This window comes from Nitrospiria bacterium, from assembly GCA_035517655.1.
Lineage (GTDB): Bacteria > Nitrospirota > Nitrospiria > JACQBZ01 > JACQBZ01 > JACQBZ01.
Window position 1 is genome coordinate 19,751 of the sequence record DATIYJ010000036.1, and the last position, 16,896, is coordinate 36,646.

The 16,896-nt window shown below is 56.8% G+C and carries 15 protein-coding genes and 1 riboswitch; of the genes, 13 read left to right on the forward strand and 2 right to left on the reverse strand.

The features are described 5' to 3' along the window. Window positions 1-44 precede the first annotated feature (44 nt). The 8 genes from VLY20_07350 to VLY20_07385 all read left to right on the forward strand — a co-directional run bounded on the left by VLY20_07350 (window position 45) and on the right by VLY20_07385 (window position 10,277). Window positions 45-935 carry a glycine--tRNA ligase subunit alpha gene (locus VLY20_07350; GenBank protein ID HUK56457.1) on the forward strand — a complete coding sequence of 297 codons (891 nt, stop codon included), beginning with the start codon at window positions 45-47 and terminating at the stop codon, window positions 933-935. Then, window positions 935-3,097 (forward strand): glycine--tRNA ligase subunit beta, encoded by a 2,163-nt coding sequence (gene glyS, locus VLY20_07355; GenBank protein HUK56458.1) that lies wholly within the window; start codon window positions 935-937, stop codon window positions 3,095-3,097. Before VLY20_07350 ends, glyS begins: the two co-directional genes overlap by 1 nt. A 21-nt stretch (window positions 3,098-3,118) precedes the next feature. After that, entirely contained in the window at window positions 3,119-3,628 is a 510-nt protein-coding gene (locus VLY20_07360; protein HUK56459.1) for a hypothetical protein, read from the forward strand. A gap of 35 nt (window positions 3,629-3,663) precedes the next feature. After that, a complete protein-coding gene (gene ppdK, locus VLY20_07365; protein HUK56460.1) occupies window positions 3,664-6,489 on the forward strand; it encodes a pyruvate, phosphate dikinase in 2,826 nt (941 codons plus the stop codon). Between the two features lie 155 nt (window positions 6,490-6,644). Beyond that, on the forward strand, window positions 6,645-7,757 hold the full coding sequence (gene ribD, locus VLY20_07370) for a bifunctional diaminohydroxyphosphoribosylaminopyrimidine deaminase/5-amino-6-(5-phosphoribosylamino)uracil reductase RibD (protein ID HUK56461.1): 1,113 nt from the start codon (window positions 6,645-6,647) through the stop codon (window positions 7,755-7,757). Continuing rightward, a complete protein-coding gene (locus VLY20_07375) occupies window positions 7,754-8,644 on the forward strand; it encodes a complex I NDUFA9 subunit family protein (GenBank protein HUK56462.1) in 891 nt (296 codons plus the stop codon). The genes ribD and VLY20_07375 overlap by 4 nt, the downstream gene beginning before the upstream one ends. A gap of 60 nt (window positions 8,645-8,704) precedes the next feature. Continuing rightward, window positions 8,705-9,088 (forward strand): hypothetical protein, encoded by a 384-nt coding sequence (locus tag VLY20_07380; protein ID HUK56463.1) that lies wholly within the window; start codon window positions 8,705-8,707, stop codon window positions 9,086-9,088. Window positions 9,089-9,104: 16 nt separating this feature from the next. Next, complete coding sequence (locus VLY20_07385) at window positions 9,105-10,277, forward strand: MFS transporter (protein ID HUK56464.1); 1,173 nt, start codon at window positions 9,105-9,107, stop codon at window positions 10,275-10,277. A 58-nt stretch (window positions 10,278-10,335) separates the two neighbouring features. Here the strand turns inward: VLY20_07385 and VLY20_07390 are convergent, their stop codons facing one another. After that, complete coding sequence (locus tag VLY20_07390; GenBank protein ID HUK56465.1) at window positions 10,336-10,542, reverse strand: DUF2892 domain-containing protein; 207 nt, start codon at window positions 10,540-10,542, stop codon at window positions 10,336-10,338. A gap of 39 nt (window positions 10,543-10,581) precedes the next feature. Beyond that, window positions 10,582-11,712, reverse strand: a complete 1,131-nt coding sequence (locus VLY20_07395; protein ID HUK56466.1) for a geranylgeranyl reductase family protein — start codon at window positions 11,710-11,712, stop codon at window positions 10,582-10,584. Between the two features lie 190 nt (window positions 11,713-11,902). Here VLY20_07395 and VLY20_07400 point away from each other — a divergent pair, with 190 nt between their 5' ends. From VLY20_07400 to VLY20_07420, 5 genes are all read left to right on the forward strand, one after another. After that, window positions 11,903-13,117: a hypothetical protein gene (locus VLY20_07400; GenBank protein ID HUK56467.1), complete on the forward strand. Its 1,215-nt coding sequence runs from the start codon at window positions 11,903-11,905 to the stop codon at window positions 13,115-13,117. Window positions 13,118-13,155: 38 nt separating this feature from the next. Then, window positions 13,156-13,584, forward strand: a complete 429-nt coding sequence (locus tag VLY20_07405; GenBank protein HUK56468.1) for a hypothetical protein — start codon at window positions 13,156-13,158, stop codon at window positions 13,582-13,584. Further along, window positions 13,581-14,879, forward strand: a complete 1,299-nt coding sequence (locus VLY20_07410; GenBank protein ID HUK56469.1) for a diguanylate cyclase — start codon at window positions 13,581-13,583, stop codon at window positions 14,877-14,879. The genes VLY20_07405 and VLY20_07410 overlap by 4 nt, the downstream gene beginning before the upstream one ends. Window positions 14,880-14,978: 99 nt before the next feature. Continuing rightward, window positions 14,979-15,629, forward strand: a complete 651-nt coding sequence (locus VLY20_07415; GenBank protein HUK56470.1) for a riboflavin synthase — start codon at window positions 14,979-14,981, stop codon at window positions 15,627-15,629. Window positions 15,630-15,716: 87 nt separating this feature from the next. After that, a riboswitch (cobalamin riboswitch) is annotated at window positions 15,717-15,885 on the forward strand. 93 nt (window positions 15,886-15,978) lie between these two features. Continuing rightward, window positions 15,979-16,896, forward strand: a complete 918-nt coding sequence (locus VLY20_07420) for a cobalamin-binding protein (protein HUK56471.1) — start codon at window positions 15,979-15,981, stop codon at window positions 16,894-16,896.

A 16,896-nucleotide genomic window follows, 5' to 3' on the forward strand; every position in this document is an offset into this window, starting at 1 on the left:
AACTTATCAATCCATGATTCCGGGTGCAGGCGGAGAGGTGAAAGTTGACTTTTCAAGAGATCATTTCGGTTCTTCTGGACTATTGGTCTCGTCAGGGCTGCGTTTTGCATCAGCCCTATGATCTGGAAGTGGGGGCCGGCACTTTTCATCCGGCCACCTTCCTCCGAGTTCTCGGTCCGGAACCCTGGAAGACGGCCTATGTCCAACCCACCCGCCGACCCTCGGACGGTCGCTACGGTGAAAACCCAAACCGTCTGCAACATTACTATCAGTTTCAGGTCATCCTCAAACCTTCCCCGGCGAATGTCCAGGACCTGTACCTCGACAGCCTCAAGAAACTGGGCATCGACGGTCGGATTCATGACATCCGGTTCGTCGAGGACGACTGGGAATCGCCCACCCTCGGCGCCTGGGGACTGGGGTGGGAGGTTCGCCTCAACGGAATGGAGATCACGCAGTTTACTTATTTCCAGGAAGTCGGGGGGATCGAACTTTCGCCGGTCTCGGTCGAATTGACGTACGGCCTGGAGCGCCTCGCGATGTACCTCCAGGGCGTCGACAGTGTGTTTGATCTGCGATGGAACGCCGCGGTGACCTACGGTGACGTGCATCACCGGACCGAGATCGAGTTCTCCAAACACAACTTCGAGCTGACCGACCCGAAGGACATCCGTGAAGTTTTCGGCCGGTGGGAGTCCCAATGCAGGGCGTTGTTGTCGACGGGCCTGCCGCTCCCGGCTTACGACTATTGCATTAAGACATCCCATCTTTTTAATCTCTTGGACGCCAGGGGCGCGGTCAGCGTGACGGAACGGGCCAGCCTCATTGCCCGAGTGCGTGATCTGGCCAAACAATGTGCCGAGGCTTATTGCAAGAGCCGTGAGGCGCTGGGGTACCCCCTGCTGTCCAAATCCGACGTTCGGGTGCGGTCGTGATGCGGCCCGCGCGTCAAACCTCAAAGCGCGAAAGCGAGTTGCTTTTGGAGATCGGGACGGAAGAAATCCCGTCGCGGGTTCTCCCGACGGCGCTCATCGAGTTGAAGGAGAAGGCCGTCCGAATGCTTTCCGAAGCGAGAATTCCGGCCGATCGGGTGGAGACATTCGCCACTCCGCGGCGTCTAGTTGTCCGCGCCACCGGCGTTCCGACACGCCAGGTGACGCAGGTCACGGAAGTGACCGGCCCGCCCCGGTCGGCGGCTTACGCGGCCGACGGACGGCCCACGGCGGCCGCGATCGGGTTTGCAAAAGCCCACGGCGTTTTGGTCGATGGCCTGACGATCAAAAAAACCGAAAAAGGGGATTACGTCTGCGTTGTTCAAAAGCAGCCGAGCCTCCCCTCGACTCGCGTCTTGAAAGCGCTGCTGCCCGACTTGGTTTCATCCTTGGGATTTCCAAAGACGATGCGGTGGGACGGGCAGGGTGTGCGATTCGCCCGCCCCATACGACGGATCCTCGCCCTGCTCGACGGGCGGATCGTTCCCTTCCATCTGGCCGGTCTCGCCAGCGGCAACCGAACGTGGGGCCATCGTTTTATGGCGAACCGGTCGTTTCCGGTGAGAAATTGGGACGGCTATTGCCGGGATCTGAAGCGACATCACGTGATCCTGGATCCGGCCGAACGCGAACAGTTGATCCGGCAGGAGCTCTTGCGGTTCGCACAGCACAAGAAAGGCCGCATGGCGGAGGATCCCGACCTGCTTTCGCAGGCCGTCTTTCTCACCGAGGAGCCGGTCGTAATGCTCGGCGGCTTTGATAAAAAATATCTCGATCTCCCCTCCGAGGTCCCGATCACGGTCATGAAGGAACACCAGGGTTATTTCCATCTTTTGAATAAAAACGGTTCGCTGCTGCCTTATTTTCTCTTTGTAAGCAACGTCAAGACCCAAAAGCCGGACCTGATCCGGGCCGGCAACGAGCGGGTTCTTCGGGCCCGGCTGGAGGACGCCCGGTTCTACTTTGAGCAGGACAAAAAGCGGACCTTGAACGAGCGCAGGGCCGAACTCACGGGGCTTATTTTTCATGAGAAGCTCGGAACCGTTCACCAAAAGATGGAGCGCATCAAGGAGCTCGCTTCCGGGTTGGCGCGCGAATCCGGCAGATCGGATGGGGAAGTCGGCCGCATTGAAAAGGCGGCCCTGCTGTGCAAATCGGATCTCCTGACCGGTATGGTGCGTGAATTTCCGAGTCTGCAGGGCGTCGTGGGCCGTGAGTACGCGCGTTTCCAAGGAGAAGAATCGGAAGTGGCCGAGGCGATCTCGGAGCATTATTTCCCGAGGCACGCCGATGACCCGAACCCGCCCCGGACGATCACGGGGAAGTTCCTGACCGTCGCCGACCGGCTCGACACGCTGGTCGGGTTTTTCGGGGTGGACCTCGCGCCCAGCGGTTCGATGGATCCTTACGCGCTCCGGCGGCAGGGTTTGGGCCTGGTTCAAGTGCTTCTGGATGAAGCCTTCGCCGGCATCTCGCTCGGAAAGGCGATTGAGACCTCGGCCGGCCTTTACGCGGATCGGGGCGTTTCCCTGAAAAAGAGCTCCAAATCGATTCGCGATGGATTGGAGCGTTTTCTTTCCCAGCGGATGGAGACCTATCTAAGGCGGCGCTTCGGCCAGGCGCCGCGGGACGGCATCGGGTTCCGCGCCGATTTAGCCGACGCGGTGCTGTGCCGTCCGTTTGACAATCCGCTCGACCTGTATCTGCGGTTCGTCGCCCTGACGGCGATTCAACGACAGCCGGATTTCGATCCGTTGATCGTGGTTTTCAAACGGGCTTCGCGCATTCTACCTCCCGGCTTTGCGGGGGCCGTTCAGCCGGAAGCGCTTCGGGAATCCGCAGAGCAAACGCTGCATCGGGACTATCTGAAGATCGAGAAACAAGCGACCGAATTCATGCGGAAACGGGATTACCTTCAGGCGCTTCAGGCGCTTTCGCAACTCCGTCGGCCGATCGATGCTTTTTTTGACGCCGTCATGGTGATGGACAAGGATCCGTCCCTCCAGAAGAATCGTTTGGCTCTCTTGCTCGGGATTACGGAGCTTTTTTCCCGATTCGGCGATTTTACGCGGGTCATGGTGGACGAAGGCACAAAAGCAAAATAATTTCCCTCGGGCAGGTTCAAGATGTCGGCACCCCCCATGGATGACGGCCGTCTTCGGCTGGAGTTGCGGATTTACGCCCGCCGGGTGACGTGGGTGCTGGTGTTCATCGGCGGGTTGCTCTTCATCGGCGGCTTACGGTTCGCCAACGTTGATCTCGATGAATTGGGGTCGAGCGGCAAATATTTTAGGCCGGACCGGCATATCTGCTTGAAGACCGAATGGTTGGAAACAACCGTCGGTGAAAAAGACCGGGCTCAATTCTGCGTGGAATGGCTCGATCCGAGCGATCCGAGCGGAAACACCCATAAACTGATCGTGTCCGATCTGGTGATTGTGAAGGATAAGGACGGTAAGATTCATTCGCAGCACAAGTGGAAGGTCAATTTCCCGTTGATCGGAACGATGCTCTTCCTGGCTTTTCTACTCGTGATCGGGAAACGGGTCCAGAAGAATTTGATCGAGAGGCGTCGGGTCCGATTGGGACTTGAACCGTCAACCAACCAATCGACTGGAACCCCGACGACGGGATAATCCAAGGCCGCAACGGCGTGTAGGAGGAGGCGTCTGTGAAACAGAAAAAATACGTCTACTATTTCGGGACCGGCAAGGCCGAGGGGCGCGGCGACATGAAGGACCTCCTCGGAGGCAAAGGCGCCGGCCTGGCCGAGATGACTCGCTTGGGAATACCGGTGCCGGCCGGTTTTACAATCACCACGCAGGCCTGCGTTGAGTATTTCAAAAACGGAAAGCGGTTTCCCAAAGGAATGTGGGAGCAGGCGCTTCGAAATCTCAAAGATGTCGAACAGGCGATGGGAATGACCTTCGGCGATTCCGAACGACCGTTGCTGGTCTCGGTACGATCCGGGGCCAAGGCTTCCATGCCGGGGATGATGGACACCGTGCTCAACCTGGGGTTGAACGAGCAGACCCTCAAAGGGATTATTCGACGGACCGGAAACGAACGGTTTGCCTACGACGCTTATCGCCGCTTCATCACGATGTTCGGAAGCATCGTCATGGAAATAAAACGGGAGCAGTTCGAGCATCTATTGGACGAGGAAAAGAAACGAAAGCGGGCGAAGCTGGACACCGACCTGGGCGCCGAGGACATGAAATCCCTTACGGCCCGATACAAGAATTTGGTGAAGCATGAAACGGGCCGCGAATTTCCGGACGATCCGTTCGAGCAGCTCAAGATGGCGATCGACGCCGTTTTTAATTCATGGTTCGGCGCCCGCGCCGTCACGTACCGCCGTCTCCAAGGAATCCCGGACGGCTGGGGCACCGCCGTCAACATCGTCGCGATGGTCTTCGGGAATATGGGCGACACCAGCGGAACCGGTGTTGCGTTTACGCGGGATCCTTCCAACGGCGAGCGGCGGTTTTTCGGCGAATGCCTGATGAACGCGCAGGGAGAGGACGTCGTGGCCGGAATCCGGACGCCGCTGGCGATCGAGGCCTTGGCCAAGACGGTGCCGCCGGCCTACCGGGATCTGCTGCGCGTCTTTAAGAAGTTGGAGCGCCATTACCGGGACATGTTGGACCTGGAATTCACCATTCAGGAAGGAAAGCTCTATATGCTCCAGACCCGCGTGGGAAAACGCACCGGGCTGGCGGCCGTCAAGATCGCGGTCGATATGGTGAAGGAAAAACTGATTACAAAAGAAGAGGCGATTCTTCGCGTCTCGCCCGATCAGATCGCCCAGTACCTCTATCCGATCTTCGATTCCCAATCGGAATCAGCCGCCCGTCCGGTCGGAAGGGGGCTGCCGGCCGGTCCGGGTGCGGCGGCCGGCAAGATCGTCCTGACGCCGGACAAGGCGGTGAAAATGCGGGAAGACGGCGAGCGCGTGATCCTGGTGCGGCGCGAGACCAGTCCGGACGATATTCACGGCATGGACGCGGCGATGGGATTTCTCACGGCGAAAGGCGGCATGACGTCGCATGCGGCTGTTGTGGCCCGGCAGATGGGGAAAGTCTGCGTGGCGGGGTGCGAGGCGGTCGAAGTCAACGAGGCTGAGCGGACCGTAAAGATCGGCCCGGCCACGCTTAAAGAAGGAGACTCTCTTTCGATCGACGGTTTTACGGGCCAGGTCTACGCGCAGGATCTTCCCGTCGTGTCTTCCGAGGTGACCCAGGTCATTCAGGGAAAAATGAAGCCGCATCAATCGCAGAAGTATCGTTACTTTGCCACGATCCTAGGCTGGGCCGATCGGGTCCGTCGGCTCCGCATCCGGGCGAACGCCGACATCCCGGATCAGGCCAATATCGCGAGAGGCTTCGGCGCCGAAGGGATCGGTCTGTGCCGCACGGAACATATGTTTTTTGCGGAGGACCGCATCTCCATTATGAAGAAAATGATCCTGTCCCGGACTCGCGAGGAACGGGAGCAGTATCTGGACAAACTTCTGCCGCTTCAGAAGAGCGATTTTCTCGGCCTGTATCACAAAATGCAGGGCTATCCGGTGACCATCCGGCTGCTGGATCCCCCGCTGCACGAATTCCTTCCCAAGCGCGAAGAGTTGATGGTGGAAATCGCCGGATTGGAGGCCACGCGTGGTGATCGAGCCCTACTGGAGGAAAAGCGGAAGCTCCTGGCGCGGGTGGAGGAACTGCATGAATTCAATCCGATGCTGGGCTTAAGGGGATGCCGATTGGGTATTACGATGCCCGAGATCACGCGAATGCAGGTGCGCGCCATTATGGAGGCGGCTTGCGAGATCGCGCGCGAGGGGAAAAAGATCGTTCCGGAGATCATGGTCCCGCTGGTCGGGATGGTGACCGAGATGAGGGCCCAGAAGGACCTGGTCCGAAAAACCGCGGATGAGGTCATCAAACAATACGGCGTCAAGCTCAAATACCTTGTCGGCACAATGATCGAACTGCCCCGTGCGGCCGTGACGGCCGGTCAGATTGCGAAAGAGGCCGAGTTCTTTTCCTTTGGGACAAACGACATGACCCAGACCACTTACGGATTCTCAAGGGACGACGCCGCCAAGTTCATCCAATTTTATATGACGACGGCCGATCTCTGCCCGAACTGCCACAGTTCGGAGGTCGACAAGAAAACGAACACCTGCCGTTCCTGCGGATTTGTCATTACGGAACAACCGGCCAATATCATCGAGTTCGATCCGTTTGCCACGTTGGATCAAGAGGGGGTCGGTTATCTGATGCGTCTGGCGGCCGTCGCCGGACGGAACACGCGGAAGAATATCAAACTCGGCATCTGCGGGGAGCACGGCGGCGATCCGGCCTCGATCGAGTTCTGTCATCGAATCGGCCTGGACTACGTGAGCTGCTCGCCCTACCGCGTTCCGATCGCGCGCCTGGCCGCCGCGCACGCGGTGTTGAAAAATGATAAGAAGAAAAAGAGGGAGAAGCGGATCTGAAATATATCGTCATCGACCCCGCACCATAATCGATCTTCTGCCTGATCCCTTTCTTGGGTTGCGTCCGTCAAACTCCTGCTGTGGTATAACTTGAACAGCAAGCATTTTAAGTTGCTTGACTCTTGATGCCTCTTCGCTTATAACAAGCGCAGGGTATGTCGAAAAATCCTCTTACAGCAGATGAGACCTTCATGCGCCGGGCGCTGGAATTGGCGGAACGGGCGGCGGGCCGGACGAGCCCCAATCCGATGGTCGGAGCCGTCGTGGTCAAGTCCGGACGGATCGTCGCCGAAGGGCATCACCGCCGGGCGGGCGGACCGCATGCCGAGGCCGTCGCCTTGAGAAAGGCCGGTCCCCGGGCCACGGGCGCCACGCTCTATCTGAACCTCGAACCCTGCTGCCATCTCGATAAACGCACCCCGCCCTGTGTTCCGTTCATCATCAAACGTCGGATCCGAAGAATCGTCATCGGGATGCGGGACCCCAATCCCAAGGTGAACGGAAGGGGGATCGCGATGCTGCGGCGAGCAAGGGTTCAAGTCGTGGAAGGGGTCTTAAGACGGGAAGCGTTACGGCTCAACGAGGTTTATGTCAAGTACGTGACGACCGGCCGGCCGTTCGTGATCTCGAAAACCGCGATGAGCCTGGACGGAAAGATCGCCTCTGAGCAAGGTTCCGCCACGCGGATCACGGGGGAGAAAGCCCGGAGGGAAGGACATCGTCTCCGAAATGGGTCGGACGCCGTTCTGGTTGGAATCAATACCGTTCTGACGGATGATCCGCGGCTTTCGACCCGCCTTCCCAAAATAAAAGGACGCGACGCGGTCCGCGTCGTTGTGGACAGCACATTGAAGATTCCTCCCACCGCTCGTCTATTGACGCAGAAATCATGCGCCGGAACCATCCTGGCTACGACCCGCCGTGCCCATCCGGACCGGGTACGGGCGATCGAGTGGGCGGGCGCGACGGTCTGGATCGTCAAGGATCAGAACGGTCGTGTCAGCCTTCCGGAGCTGATGAGTCGATTGGGCGAAATCGGGATCACCAGCGTTCTGATCGAAGGCGGGGGCGAGTTGAACGCCTCGGCCCTTCGTTCCGGCATCGTGGACAAACTCGTCTGGTTCATCGCGCCGATCGTCGTCGGACGCAAAGACGCCGTCGGCGTCGTGGATGGACCGGTGACCGACGGGCCGGGAGAAGTCCTCCCGATCCGTGACCTTTCGATGACGCGGGTCGGCGATGATTTCATGCTGGAGGGGTATCTGTGAAGATCTTCGTGACCGGCGGCACGGGGTTTGTCGGCCGGGAGATTGTCCGCCAGCTTCATGGAGTCGGACACAAGGTCCGCTGCTTGGTCCGGGATGCCGAGCGGGCCAGGCGCCTTCTGCCGCCTGACGTCGAGTTGTATTCGGGGGATCTGAACGATTCGCAGGGACTGGCGGCCGGTGTGAAAGAATGCCAGGCCGTGATTCATCTGGTCGGGATCATCGTCGAGAAAGGACGATCGACGTTTGAGCGAATTCACGTTCAGGGAACAGAGGACCTTTTAAAAGCGACGGCGGAGGCCCGGATTCGGCGGTTCATTCATATGAGCGCGTTGGGCAGTCGTCCCAACGCGCCCAGCCGTTACCATCAAACCAAATATCGAGGAGAGCAGGCCGTGATCCAGAGCGGTCTGGACTGGACCATTTTTCGTCCTTCGGTGGTCTTCGGACCCGGAGATCAATTTGTTAACCTCCTCGCCCGCATCATCCAATCCGCTCCGGTCGTCCCGGTCATCGGTCGGGGGGAGTCCCGAATCCAGCCGATCAGCGTCCGGAATGTGGCCTCCTGTTTTGCATTGGCGGTTGGAAATCAATTGAGCTACCGAAAGATTTACGAGCTCGGTGGACCCCGGCGTTTGACCTACAACCAGATCTATCAAATCATCGCCCGTGTTCTCGACAAAAAGAAAAAAGCCGTCCACATCCCCGTTCCTTGGGTCAAACCGGGGGCGTTGATCTCGGAATGGCTGTTGCCGAATCCGCCGATTACACGGGAGCAGTTGATCATGCTGCAGGAAGACAATATCTGCGATCCGACCGATGCGGTACAAGACTTCGGCTTGGAACTGCAGGATTTTGAGGAAGGGGTTCGGGAATTTGTGAAACCGTAGCCGTGAGCGTCCCCATCGGGCGGCCGCAGATCGCCATGGCAATATCAAAAGGAGGGTTCGATGCGAAAGTTAATCCCGGTATTGCTGCTCGTGTGTCTCGCGGGCTGGATGAGTCCGGCTCGGGCGGTGGCGGATGAAAACAGTTTTGAGACGGTTTTCAAAGACGGGTTTTACGGTGGATTGGCCGGCGCCCTGGTAGGTGGCGCAGCCCTCGCTCTCCGGAACCATCCGGGCGATCACCTGAACTATCTCAGCTACGGCGCCGCGATCGGCGTGTTCGCGGGCGTGACCTTCGGGCTTGTCACGATCAGCCATTCATTGGCCGAGCTCGACGATCATCGGCTGGTTTTCCATCTTCCGACCCCGATGCTGGTATCCGGCCCGACGGGCCCGGCGCCGAACGAGGTGATCGGTTCCATCGGCATACTGACCGTCCGCTTCTGAAGTCCGTCCATTCATTATGGCCAAAACCGATTTCGGATCATCCTTCCGCCTCCTCTGTCTCATCGGGTTTCTTGCATTCGTCAGCTATGATTTGATTCGATCCCCGCTGCTTCCGCTTTTTGCGGAGCGGCTCGGAGCCCGTCCGGAAGCGATCGGTTTGATCGTGGGTGCCTCAACCCTAACCGGCGTCCTGCTCAAGCTTCCGGCGGGGACCTTGTCGGATCTCCTCGGCCGTCGTCGGCTCCTCTTTATCGGGCTGTCGGCCTTTGCTCTCGCTCCCTATTTCTATTTTGGAGTGAACCAAGTCTGGCAGCTCGTGCTCCTTAGAACGTTTCACGGTCTGGCCACGGCGGTCTTCGCTCCGGTGGCGATGGCCATCGTGGCGGACCTGTTTCGTGAAGGACGGGGCGAGGCCCTGAGCTGGTATGCCTCCTTCAGCCAGGCCGGCCGGCTGTCGGGGCGGATGATCGGCGGATACCTCCTCGTCTGGTCCGGATTCCAGCAGATCTTTTCGGTCTGCGCCGTTATCGGTGTCGTTTTGATCGTCCTGTTTGTGATGCTGAAGCTTCCGGATGATCGATCGTCGATATCGGTACGACACGAATCCGTCTCGGCTCTTTTCCAAGGACTCCGGGAACTGGGGCGCGATCATCGGGTGCTCGTGACAAGCGGGATGGAGGCGATTTTGATGACCGCCTCGGGCTCCCTGATGGCTTTTCTTCCATTGTATGGGATCCGTGTCGGACTGAATGCCGGAGAGGTCGGGCTTTTATTCGGCATGATGGGAATCGCTTCGATTTTGGCCAAGCCCGTCATGGGCCGTCTCTCGGATCGCATCGGCCGTCAACCGCCGATCATAGCGGGCCAAATCATCTGCGCGGCCGCCATGTTTTTCCTCCCATGGACGAAAGGACTCCTCGGTCTCCTTTTCCTATCGTTGATTTTCGGTTTCGGAGAGGCCGTGATCGGATCATCCACTTCCGCGATGGTGACGGATCTATGCAAACGGGAGTCTCTGGGGTCCGCGATGGGCGTTTTCGGAACGATCATGGATATCGGCCATGCCGGCGGACCGATCCTCACCGGCTTGATGATCGGGCTTTCCGGCTACACAAGCGCCTTCAGCGTGATTGGGGGTCTCCTTTTAGGGATGACCATCCTGTTCGCCGCGTCGGTCCGGCAGGCTTGAAACAGGATAAGGACTTGCCTCGCTCCCTTGGATTCCGGCGGTCCGGACGTATGAATATCTACTTCCCCTTTCTTTCGGCCGTGTTAAATCCCAGCATGGCATGAATCGGACAGTAGCCGAGAAGGCCCGTTCCGATTCCAAGCACGGCCACGAGTCCCAACAGCAGGCGAAGCGCCATATCATCGGCCGTGTAAGCGAAAGCGGCCGATGCGAAACCGACGGACAATCGGAAAAGACGGTCAAGACCCCCGACGTTCTTCTTCATGTATTCCTCCTCTCAATCAATAAAAACAGTCCGGCAGGATTACAACCTTTTGATCCAGTTGCGTGGATCGAGACCCCGCTTCCACAGACCACGGTAATTCAACCGGCCCTGGAGCACCTTTCCGTATTCCTTAAGCCATTGGGGATGATCGGCCGTCAGATTAAAAAGCAGGCGGGGAAAGCGATAGACGAGGGAGGCGATTCTGGAAGCGGCATGAAGTTCGGGATAGATTTCATTCCGGACCGTCTCACCGTAGCGGGCCAACGGCGTTTCCCTTTTCATGAAACCTGCGATAGCCTCAGCCGCCAACCGGCCGCTCCAAACGGCGTAATAAATTCCTTCTCCCAGGAAAGGATCCACCATTCCGGCCGCATCCCCAACCAGGACGGCACGGTGGCCGACGAGGGATACTGTTTTTGGTGAAAAAAGCGGAATGAGATGACCGGCCGTCTGCTCTTGTTGAGACGCTGGAAGCACGGGCTGAGCCCGGACGAGTTGGTCGTAATGGAAGCGGAGGTCTAGCCGGGTCCGGTGGAACGTAGCCACTCCGCTTGAAAGATGATCCGATTTAGGAAAGACCCAGGCGTAGCCCTGTCGGATGATGCCGATATCAATGAGAACGGAATCGCCGGACCAGGATCGACCGGGCGCCGGAGCCGCTTCGCTTTCCAGGCCCGCCCCCAAAAGCGCGGCATTATTGGGGAAGAGGGTTTTGGCCACCCGGCTGGGGGCCCCATCCGCTCCAATGACCGTGCGTGCTTCGTAGTCTCCGTTGGATGTTCTCACGAGGATCGAATTTTCCAGAGCGGTTAATTCCACGGCCGGCTCGTTCTCGCGAAGTTCACATCCTGCCTCTTGGGCCTGGTGCATCAAGTGGGCATCGAACCGGCTCCTCATGGTCATGTACGCCAACGGCGCGTCGAAGGAGATCTCGAAGGGCGTTTTGCCGTTACAGGTCATCACCAGTCGCGTGACGGTCTTCTCTACCGTTGCATGATATTGTCGTCCGAGCAGATGGTCGAGTCGAGCCGACAATCCCCCCCCGCAGACCTTGTATCGGGGATGGCTTTTCTTCTCCAGGGCGAGCACACGATAGCCGCGGCGGGCCAGTTCAAAAGCCGCGGTGGATCCGGCCGGACCGGTTCCGATGATGATGGTATCATGAATCATGCATCGCCCCCGCAGGGATTTTACCAGGGTCACGGTCGCACAATCAATCGCGTCAACTTCTGTTCGGATCGACAAGAGCCTCGACCATTGTTGTCCGGGAGAGGTTTTTCATGCGTCTGCTATACTTAAACTAATTGGAACTGCAGGCAAATTGTAGCCCAACAGCATCATAATGGGAGGAGGTGAGGACGTGCATTACATTGGGCCAAGCAAAATGCGCTATCTCGTTAAAAAACAATCATTATTTATCGGTTCTGCTCTTCTCCTTCTCCTTCAAACGACCCCGTCTTATGCGGGGGAGCCCGACTGGACCCTGGTGGGCACCCTGGCCCAATCATCCAAAACCAACAGCCAGCAGGATGAAATAAATCAACTGCGCCAGCGCGTAGAGATGCTTGAAGAAAGCGAAGCCACGGAGGAACTCCATCCGCAGTTCGGCTTGAATCTCGGCGCTTACGGCGATGTGAATTTTGTCACAAAAGATCGAGGGGAAGCCCATCCGGCCTTTGTATTAGGTCCCTTGGACCTCTACAGCACGGTCCAGATCGGGCCGCGGCTGACCTTTTTATCCGAGATGAATTTTGATTTTGATCAGGCCCCCGGCGAAGGTGATGTTGAGATTGAGAGGCTCTGGGTCGGGTATACGTTCAATGATCTCCTGACCATACGGGCCGGCCGACAGCATACGGCGATCGGTTTCTGGAATAACACCTATCACCATGGAAAGCTGCTCTTTCTTACGGTCGACCGTCCTTTTTTCTTGGCCTTTGAGGATGACGGGGGAGTTCTCCCGGTTCATATCGTCGGGCTGGAATTTTCGGGATCTCAAAATCGTCCGGGATTTCGATGGATGTACATGTTGGATGTCGGAAACGGTCATCAGATCAATCCCGACACCAAGAAACTGGTGCCGAATGTGACGGCGGATAATAATGCTGCGAAGCAGATCGCTTTGCGGCTGTCGCTTCAACCGGATAGATTGCCGGGACTGACCCTCGGAGTCTTCGGCACGGTGGACCGAATGGGCATCCAAGATATCAAAAACGTCGACGAGCGTGTGTATGGAAGCGATCTTTCTTACATTCACGACAAAATGGAATTTATTACGGAGTATTTCGAACTGGCGAATCTGGAGAAACACGCCGATGCCTACTACATTCAGTTGGGATACAAAGTCATCCGTGACTTCACGCCGTACGTCCGATACGAATCGCTGAATGTGAATCCGAACGATCCCTATTTTATGGAGCTTGAGAACAACACGGATCGTAATCAAAAGATCGCCGGCGTGCGGTTCGATATCGACGAGTTGAGAAGCGCACTGAAGTTTCAGTTCCGCCGCGACGCAAAGGAAGGAAGCAAGACGTTCAACGTGCTGGAGGCGCAGTGGGCTTTCAGTTTTTAAAACCGATCCTCTCATTTTTAAATGAGCGCGGCATCCTCATGGGTATCCTGGTTGCGGGCTGCCTTTTGTGCTCTCCCGTGAATCTACGGGCGGAACAGGTCGCCGTGATCGTGAAAAAGGATGGCCCGTTGACTCATCTTTCCAAGGTGGACATCCGGGGGATTTATCTCGGTGAAATCCGGTTTTCGGGAGGGATGCCGATCCGGCCGGTCCAGTATGCCGAGGGGCACGTGAAGGACGTCTTCCTCTTGGGTGTCGTCGGTCTAACCTCCAAGGACTACAAGTTGTATTGGGTCAAGAAACTGTTTCAGGAAGGTTTGACGCCGCCCATCGTTAAAGGCGATCCCGCAGAGATTATCGGCGCCGTCCATGAGGATCCATGGACGATCGGTTATGTGCCCAAGGAATTCATCAACGGGTCGCCGGACGTTCAGATTATTTACATCATCGAGGATGTACAACCGTGAAGCTCGGCATTCGGGAAAAGTTGCTCGGATCGTTTCTCGCGTTCAGCGTTATTTTTATCGTCTGCTTGGGCATTATTCTGCTGGAGGTGCAAGACATCGAGGTGAGGATGGGAGACGTCCAGCGAGAAGCGCACAAGGTCGAGTTGACGGATCATCTCCAGTTGCTCCTCCACATGTTCCTTCAGCCGGCCAACAATTATCTGATCTCGGGCGATGTCAAGGAAAGGGATAATTTCGACCAATTGAGCAACGAGATATCTCAGATCATTAAAGAACTCCAAACGTATCACGGAGACCATCGATGGGAAATGTTGTCCGGCGCGCTGAACCACGATGTTCTCCGGTTGAGCGAGATGCTGGTCACAATTTTGTTTACGGATCGGCCCGTTGGAAACCCGCGGGACGCGCAGTTGATTCAAGAGGCGACCGTTTTTTCAGGGAGTTTGATTAAAAAAGCGGACGCGTTTCATGATCTTTCCGAACAAGAAATGCTTCGAATGGTTCACGACGCACAATCCAGGAGTGAGAGGGTTAATTTCGTTTTCTATGGAAGCTTGGGAACGACCGTGCTTTTTTTTATTTTGCTCTCGATCTACCTTTCGCGGTCCGTGATCCGGCCGATCTTGGATCTCCATCGGGGCGCGCAGACCGTCGGTCAGGGCAACCTGGATTACCGATTGACGATCAAGACCAAAGATGAAATTGAAAATCTGGCCGGTGAATTCAATCAGATGGTAGAATCCATCTCCAGCATGAAGAAAGATCTCGATAAAAAAATCGAGCTGACCCAGCAACTGGCCATCACCGATTCATTGACGGGTCTGTACAATCGCCGCTTTTTCATGGAGAAATTAAGTGAGGAGGTCAAACGAAACGAGAGGTTCAACCATCCCATCTCCATTATTCTTGTGGATGTCGACGATTTTAAGGTTTACAACGATACCCACGGGCACTTGACCGGGGACGATTTGTTAAGAAGCCTGGCGGTGATTTTGAAGAAACACGTCCGGAGCGTGGACTTCGTCTGCCGAATCGGCGGAGAAGAATTCATGGTGATCCTTCCCGAAACAAACCACACCGCCGCTCTGAAAATTGCAGAGGGGTTGAGACAGGCGGTGGAGCAGTACCCGTTCGCCCATGAAGAGATGCAACCGTCCGGAAAACTGACGATCAGTCTGGGCGTCGCCACCAGCGTGAAGGGGGAAAAAGATCTGCTGAAACTGATCAAGTCGGCGGATGACGCCCTTTATCATGCGAAGAGGACGGGCAAGAACAAGATCGGAATGCTCAGTTGATTTTTCCTCATCGACGGACGTTCGTCGCTCGAAAACTACCATCCAGCACCATCCCGCCCGGTTTTGACAGCTCCAAACAATCTTTGGTATGATGGATTCATGTTTACCGGAATCATTGAAGAGATGGGCGTCGTCCGGGCTTTCAACCGGGATAAGAAGTCCGGCCGATTGTCCATCCTGGCCAAAGCCGTCCTGGAGGATTTGGCCTTGGGGGACAGCGTCACCGTGAACGGGGTCTGTCTGACCGTGACGGAAAAGAGTGAAGGGGAATTCTCGGCGGATGTCTCGCCCGAAACACTCCTCATCACCAACATGGATTCCTTAAACGTGGGGGATGCCGTCAATCTGGAGCGCGCCGTTCGGGTCAACAGCCGCCTCGGCGGTCATTTGGTGACCGGGCATATCGACGGCGTCGGCCGGATCAGGGACCGCCGCCAGGAGGACGAGGCGATCTTTTTCACAATCGAAATCCCGAAGGACCTGCTGCGGTATTGCGTCAGGAAAGGATCGATTGCCGTGGACGGGATCAGCCTGACGATCAATCAGGTATCCGACCGGGATATACAGGTCGCGATTATTCCCCACACCGCCAAAGCGACCACGCTCGGGTTAAAGGGCGTCAACGGCCGTGTGAATATCGAGTGCGATCTGATCGGAAAATATTTGGAACGCCTTCTTCAGGAACGCGGTTCGGAAGAATCTCCGCAAAAAGTCGATCGGGACTATCTTAGGCGTCGAGGATTACTATAGTGCCATGACGGCGCTCGCGGGGTGATTCCGCGGGCGGACCGGCGGGATCTACGGTTGACAAACCCCTCCGTTGTCTGTTATAGATAGCGTCACATAACACATTCAGGCCAAGGGAACCCCGTTGAAATCGGGGGCGGTCCCGCCGCTGTGAGTGGGGACGATGCCCGCATTAAAGTCACTGTCCGACAACGATGGGAAGACGCGGGCGGAGGACGATCCACAAGCCAGAAGACCTGCCTGAATGCGCGGCTCGTTTCCTTTCGATACAAGAGAGAAACGGGCTCACCTTAGGGTGAAGAAGCAGGGTGCAATCCTCAAGGGCTGGGTATTTGGCCTTTGAGGATCTTTTATGCGTTCTAAAGTCGTCTTTGCTGTTCTTCTTTTTCTCTTCAACGTTTACTCCGTATTCCTCGCATTTTCTCCTATCCAAGCCGAACCGCTTGTCGTGACGGATGATCTGGGCCGTTCGGTCCGGCTCGTGAAGTCCCCGGACCGGATTATTTCCTTGGCGCCCGCCCTGACCGAGATTCTCTTTTCTCTCGGCCTCAAAGATCGAATCGTCGGTGTTACGGATTACTGCAACTACCCGCCGGAGGCCTTGTCCAAAGCCAAGGTGGGCGGGTTGAATGCGAACATCGAAAGAGTCCTTTCCTTAAAGCCGGACCTGGTGGTCGGCGTTGCAGGATCGTACCAACAAGATAATCTGACCCGGTTCGAGCGATTTCATATTCCGTATTTTGTGGTCGATCCCTCTTCCTTGGAAAAAATTTTCGAAACGATCCTTGTTTTGGGCAGAATCGCCGACGCTCAGAAAACGGCCGAGGAAAAAGTTCGACAGCTTCGTGAACGGCTGAATTGGATTAGAAATGGAGTGCGGGCGGCTTCCTCGCCCCGCCTTCTCTACGTGGTGGATAAGGAACCCCTGATTTCAATCGGAAAAGGGAGCTACCTCAATGATCTGATCCGTGATGCGGGCGGCATCAACATCGCCGGGGGACTGAAGAAGGCCTACCCCATGCTCTCGATGGAATACGTGATTCAGCAGGACCCGCAGGTGATCATCCTGGCCATGGACGCCGATCGCCGACTGTCCGATCAAGAGAAGGGGTATTGGAGTCGATGGTCTTCTCTGTCCGCCGTTCGGGACGGAAAAATTTACAAGGTCGATCGGGATCTTTTAAACCGACCGGGGCCGAGAATCATGGACGGGCTGGAAGAACTGGCCCGGCTGCTTCATCCGACCGTCGATTTTGAATCGGGGCGATGA